Raw genomic sequence first — 5,864 nt, 5'->3', positions numbered from 1 at the left:
CATTTCGCACAGTTGGTATGTCGGGGTTTTTGTTGCGAGGGGCGTTTTCACTGCCCCATATTGATGTATAGCGGGTTTCCAGCGAAGTTATCCACAGGCGTGGGTACGACTGTTGCGCAACAGATCCTCATCACTTTGTTGCGCCAATGGACTGGCCGCGACGCAACAGTCCGAAGGGCGGCGTGACGCGATCATTAGGCTGGCGGAGGCTCCTCATCCGAGGATGGAGAACCCGAGGGAAGTGCAGTAACGGTCGCGACCGGTAACGCCCCCAATGCTTCGAGTTGGGCGCGCGCTTCGGCGTAATGCTCGTAGAAGGCCGCCCACTTGCTGAAGCCGCCGAGTTCGCCCACGACCCGGATCATGGCCAGGTGGGAACTCGTCAGCAGCCTCACTTGCCGCTCGAGCTCGGCAATGCGCAGCTCCTTGTCGGCCAGCGTTGCCGCCGTCACCGCGCTCGCCTGTCGCGGCAGGCGCCGCTGCCAGCGGTGGAACTCCGCCTGGCGCTGCTGGTACTGCGCCAGCAACTGGCTGCGCACCGGGCTGCGCGTGATGGACGAAGCTGCCTTGAGGCTGGGATGGCGACGCGCGACGGCGCGCGCCGTGATGGTCTCGTCGTGGGCCAGCAGATCTTCCAGAATGCGAATGAGGTCTGGATCGTCTGGCGCGGTCGTCTTGGTTTCAATCATCGAGCACTCCGCGTGCCGGCAGTACCGACAGGTCAGGCCCATCAGGGAAGGGCAACTCGCCGTTAGCGCTGGCCAGCAGCTTACGCACCCCTTCGAGCCGAACCCGCGCGTGAGCGATCTGGTTATCGCGCCCCGGCGCCGTGGCCTGCCGTGCCTCGGCATGTGCGAGAGCGGCTATCAGCTTGCCTTCGAGCTTGATCAGATGCGCCCGGTTCTCCGGGAGATTGGTCGCCGACAGGTGCCGGCAGCCGGTAAAGCATTCCAGGTGCTTCGGGCAGGGATCGACCGTGAAGCTGTTCAGGCAGTGGCCGTACGGGGTTGCATGGAAGCCATCGGCTTCCGCCTTCAGATAGGCGAAGGCCGCCTCGTCGCCTTCGTCAGCTTGGATGCGCAGGAACGCGGCAACCAGGGGGCCGCTGGCCTTGCCAGCCTGGATCATTTTGGCCACTGTCGTGGCTTTTTCCCCGAGGGAGAGTTCCACCTCCACCGGCAGTTCAATCTGGTCGAGCTGCTCGGCCAGGCTGCGATGGTCGTACACGTAGCTCTGCGTCACGCTACGCCGGTTAAAGCGCTTGGAGATGATCGTGTCCGCAACACCGAGCCGGAACAGCTCGGTGTTTTGCAGATGGCGCAGCATGTGCGACTCAAGGCGTAGTTGTTTATCCTCCGGGCTCTGGCCGTAGCGCTGGAACAGCGTTTCTCCCGAGGCCCGTTCCCCGAGCGCATTGGCCACGAAGCCGGTATCTGGCCGGTTCACCGCCATCACCCGCGTCACATCGCAGATGCCATCATCGCGCTCCTCCGCCAGCGAGCGCTTCGGCGCCAGGAACAGCAACTCCCAGCTCTGGAGCTCGCCAGCCATCAGTGGCAATGGTGCCGTGTCCGAGAGTTTGGTCGGCACCGCGGCACGCAAGTACGCCTCCAGCTCACCCACGTGCAGGCATGTCTGCGACCATTGCAACCGGACATCAGGCGGGATCACGCTGCCATCGGTCCGGCGGAACGACAGCACGTGGCCGCCCACCTGCATGGCCTTGCCGAGACGGTTCAGATACACGTAGGCAGCCGAGTCCAGCCGAGCCTGCCGCGCATGGCTGGCTCGTTGCAGGTCATGCATCTCCTGCAGCAAGGTGACGTCGAACTGCGCGCGATAGCGTTCCAACAGATCGGCCCGCTGCGCGCCATCCATAGCAGCCCAGAACGGATTGCCGGTCAGGTGAGGGTACAGATGGGCGGCGGGCACGACCTCATGCTCGGCGTACCACGGCAGTAGACGGCCGCTTTCGGATTGCTGCCGCAAGGTCCGGCGTAGCGGTTCGGTCAGTGCCACGCTGCGTTCCAGCGTCTGCGTCAGCAGGTCGCGGAACATCTCCGGTACATACTGCACCTTTTCGAACAGCACACGACTGTCCGACGTCGGGGCCTGCTGCTTTTCCGCGAAGTGGCGCAGCAGCAGCGCCTGCGCGTAGCCGCCTGACGTCCCCGCGGACTGGCCCTGCCGGTCGTAGTACGCCCTTGTGCGTTGCCAGTCCGCCGGCAGCAACACGACCTCGCCAATGCGCAACCCGGTGACGATCATCGCGCGCAGGCACAGGAAGCGCAGCGTATCGACGAAGCTACGAGGTGGCTCGGTCATGACGATGCGCACCAACTCCCAGAAGGCGCGCCGCTCCGGCAGACGTTCTGCGCGCTTGCGTTGCTCGAGGGTGTCCCGTAGCTCGTCCTCGGATTGCAGGAAGGCGGCCCGACGAACCCGGCGACTCGTCGTTCGGCGCTGGATCGCGGCTTGGTAGAGCGGGCCGCCGTTTGCCAGCCGCTGCACGTCGAACAGATTCCTGAGGACGCCCTCCACGAGCTGCCCCAACTTGCCGCAGGCCTGGATGCTGCTCGCCAGTTGGACAGCATGGTGCCCATCCTGTGTCGTCAGTTGCCAAGGCTCCTGGCCGGGGAGGCACGTCGCCAGTACCCGCAAGGGACGCACGATGTTAGACACGATGTGCCCGGTGGTATTGCGCTTGACCAGCAACTGCTCCAGCACGGCGGCCTTGATCAGATCCTGCCATGCCGCCGACAGCGCCGCTGGGGCAAGCTCTTTCGACTGCTCGGCCAAGGCCTTCAGCATCTTGGCATCACGGCCGAGATGGTTCAGGTAGTGCGCGGGAGACGGCACATTGCCCACGAGCGCGGAGAGGTTCCAGCCGTGCCCTTTGCACACGCGTCCGTCCGGCTCCAATGGTAGCGACCAGGCCAGGCCTCGTTGTTCTGCCAAGGTTTTCCCCAAGGCGATGTAAGCGCGGTAGCCAGCGTTCATTTCGCCTCGCCCTCCAGCTCGGCCAGTACCGCTTGCACGCCGGCAATGGCCCGTTGCAATTGCAGGTAGGCGGGGGACGCCGCCTCGTCGCGCGAGGCGTCATGGAAGAAGCGCACCACGCTGCGCAGGCCCGCCAGCACTTCGCGATGCAAGGCGGCATCGCGTACCGGCATGAACCGGTGGCAGCCATAGCAGGAGGTCACCGGATTGAACGGGCAGGCCGGCTGGCCGCTGGTGCAGCCGCCGATGCCGGCGATCGGGATGCCGTGCGGCACGCCGGCGATCTGCTGCTCGCCCTTGAGCGAACCCAATTCTTCCGCGCTGATGAAGCGCGCATGCGCGATGCGCGCCACCTGCTGGTAGATCGGTGACAGACCCAGGGCGCGATTGACGCGCTCCGCCTGGTTGGGCGAGCTGTCGAAGTACACGAGGCCGGTGGTCACGTCGGCGTGACCCAGGAAGGCGGCCAGCTCTTCCTGGTTGGCGCCGGCATCGACCAGGCGCTGCGCCGCGGTGTGTCGCAGATCCGTGGCCGTGACGCGCACGCCGAGCAGCCGCTCGGTTAGCGCGGCTATGCGCACGGAGACTTCCGAGGCGGAGGCCACACTGCAGAAGCGATCACCACCGGCATGTCCGCGTGCGCGTTGACGCTGCTCCAATTGGCCAGGCAGCACCGCCCACTCCCGTTTGACCCGGCGGGGCAGGGGCTTGATGGCGGCGCCACGCCGCTGCTTTACCATGCGGAAGGTCAGATGCACCGCTGGTAGTTCGTCAGTGCCGTCCGACCACACGCGCACGTCGCGCAGGGTCAGTAGCGCAATCTGGATCGGACGCATGCCGAACTGGTAGGCACACAGCAACATCACCGCGTCACATAGCGCCGCCTCGTCCAGGTACGCGCCATCGCGAACGCCTTGTGCCGTGTCATCCAGATAGCGCACGATCGCCGCTTCCTCTTCGATCGACAGGAAGACGTCGCCGGCGCGCACGCCAGCGTACTTGTCGCGGGCTGGCCAGGGCAGCGCAACGCCGAGGAACTCGCGGTACTGGGGTGACCAGCCACACAGCCGATAGTGGCAGAGCAGGCGCAGCAGCGCCTTGGCGAACCCGTAAGCGTCCGCTCTTTTCCCCAATGCTCGTAACGCTGCCCAACTGGCCACGCAATTTTCGGGACCGGCCATCAGTAGCGCAATGACTTCCGCATGGCTGAAGTGCTTCGCCGCTTGCAGGTATCCCGTCGCAGTCGATACGTGCAGGTTTTCCCCGAGCAGATAGAGGAACAGATGCTTCAGCAGGGCCGCGTAGCCGCTGTCATAGATAGAGAAGTCGAGATACTGGGTGCCGCCATTGATATGGACGGCGAAGACGCTTGCGTTGGCCGGGTCGTGGATCACGCGCGTGGTGTCGTCGAAGTCGTCGTAGTAGCGCAGCAGGGGCGGCAGCGCCGGCAGTTGCCGCACGATCTGGTCCAGCCAGGCCTGCGCTTCGCTCGCGGTCCATTGGTTGACGTCAACGTGCGCTGGCATCTCGGTCTCCCGGTGGCAGGGCACGCAGCACCGCGACCCGGTCATCAAAGACGTTGTTCCAGACGGCCGACAGTCGGTCTTCGAACACGGCTCGCGCATAGTAGGCTGGCATGTCCGACGTGCGGGACCAACCAAAGAAGCTGCGCAGCTTTTGCACAGCCTCGTCCATCGAGTCGCCCTGGGTGAGCAACTGATTGAGCCGCACGACGGCGCTGGTATGCCGGAAGTCGTGCGGCGTCACACTGGTCTTGCCGGTTCGGTCTTCCAGTTCGGCCAGCACGTGCGCCGGCAAGGCCGCCGAGGCCCGCGCAAAGAGCTTGGTGAGCGATTCGGTGGACAGCGGCGTGTTGGTCTGCGCGTTGAGCAGGTAGGGGTGATCGGGCCGCCCCCGGTAATTGTCCACATAGCATTGCACCAGGTTCGCCGTCAGCTCGCTGACCGGAATCTGCCGAATCGAATCGGGCGTCTTGATGCCGGGGCGCGAGTGACGGGGATCCGCCGCACCGTGACGGTGTTCGCCCACGTTGAGCCAGTAACGCGTCCGTTGCTGCCTGGCGTCAAAGCCGGACTTGATGGCATCCGCGCTCAGCAGTAGCAACTCGCCGCGGCGCAGGCCTTGATGCAGCATCAGCACGAAGGCGATAAAAACCCGCCAGCGGGTGCCCATTCCCTTGAACGGGTTCGTCGGGGCGCTGGGGTCCAGGCGTTCGTACAGCGCTTGCACGACCGCTGCAGGCAGCGAGCGCAGGACGTTGACGCGATGGTGGCGTTGGAGCTGGAGCTGGCCGTAGAGCAGATGGAGGCGTTGCCAGCGCGCATTGAGCTGCGCCAGCCGGTCGTCGCGTGCCATCCCTTGACCCAGCCAGGTCGACACCATCACGACGAATTCCAGCCCGGCCCGCCAGCGCTCCTGATCCGACGCCGTCGGCCGGGCCTGATTGCGCAGCGAGACGAACCAGCCTTCCAGGATGGTGCCAAGCCGGGCGTCATCCAGGTCCGCCAGCGCATCGTCCAGCGCGCCGGCGCCCAACATGCCATCGGCATACGCATAAAGCCGTTCGACATGATGCAACTTGCGCAGCCGCGTCAGTTCGGCGTGATCGGCCAGCGCCATCAGCGCCCACACGTTCGCCCAGAAGCGTGGCAAGCCATGCCGGTCCACCAGCGTCACGCCGTGCAGACGCTGCGGCACCTCCGGCTGATTGAGCTGAATGACCATGGCCGCCGAGGTCCAAGACCCAGGAATCTATACCATAGACCATCCTGGCTGTTGCGCCAGAAGCGGGATTTCAAGGCTTCAAAGCGCAACAGTCGTAAACCTACCGTTCCTTCGCATAA

Annotated in this window: 4 protein-coding genes; all 4 read right to left on the bottom strand. The window is 64.9% G+C overall.

Translation table 11 applies throughout. The features are described 5' to 3' along the window. Positions 1 to 194: 194 nt before the first annotated feature. From ACIP1U_RS32435 to ACIP1U_RS32420, 4 genes are read right to left on the bottom strand one after another with little or no spacing between them, the layout of a single operon-like run. On the bottom strand, positions 195 to 689 hold the full coding sequence (locus ACIP1U_RS32435) for a hypothetical protein (protein WP_400324010.1): 495 nt from the start codon (positions 687 to 689) through the stop codon (positions 195 to 197). Further along, positions 682 to 3,000 (bottom strand): hypothetical protein, encoded by a 2,319-nt coding sequence (locus ACIP1U_RS32430; protein WP_400324007.1) that lies wholly within the window; start codon positions 2,998 to 3,000, stop codon positions 682 to 684. Before ACIP1U_RS32430 ends, ACIP1U_RS32435 begins: the two co-directional genes overlap by 8 nt. Next, the gene (locus tag ACIP1U_RS32425; protein ID WP_400324005.1) at positions 2,997 to 4,526 is read right to left on the bottom strand and encodes a tyrosine-type recombinase/integrase; all 1,530 of its coding nucleotides are present in this window, start codon (positions 4,524 to 4,526) and stop codon (positions 2,997 to 2,999) included. Before ACIP1U_RS32425 ends, ACIP1U_RS32430 begins: the two co-directional genes overlap by 4 nt. After that, a complete protein-coding gene (locus ACIP1U_RS32420) occupies positions 4,510 to 5,745 on the bottom strand; it encodes a site-specific integrase (RefSeq protein ID WP_400324002.1) in 1,236 nt (411 codons plus the stop codon). The genes ACIP1U_RS32425 and ACIP1U_RS32420 overlap by 17 nt, the downstream gene beginning before the upstream one ends. Positions 5,746 to 5,864 lie beyond the last annotated feature (119 nt).

It is taken from the genome of Cupriavidus sp. NPDC089707 (assembly GCF_044748965.1).
Classification (GTDB): Bacteria; Pseudomonadota; Gammaproteobacteria; order Burkholderiales; family Burkholderiaceae; genus Cupriavidus.
This window is presented reverse-complemented; position numbering and strand designations above follow the sequence as displayed.

Bases quoted from the DNA above. Each gene is read 5' to 3' on its own strand.
- ACIP1U_RS32420 (WP_400324002.1), bottom strand. From the start codon at position 5,745: ATGGTCATTCAGCTCAATCAGCCGGAGGTGCCGCAGCGTCTGCACGGC.
- ACIP1U_RS32425 (WP_400324005.1), bottom strand. From the start codon at position 4,526: ATGCCAGCGCACGTTGACGTCAACCAATGGACCGCGAGCGAAGCGCAG.
- ACIP1U_RS32430 (WP_400324007.1), bottom strand. From the start codon at position 3,000: ATGAACGCTGGCTACCGCGCTTACATCGCCTTGGGGAAAACCTTGGCA.
- ACIP1U_RS32435 (WP_400324010.1), bottom strand. From the start codon at position 689: ATGATTGAAACCAAGACGACCGCGCCAGACGATCCAGACCTCATTCGC.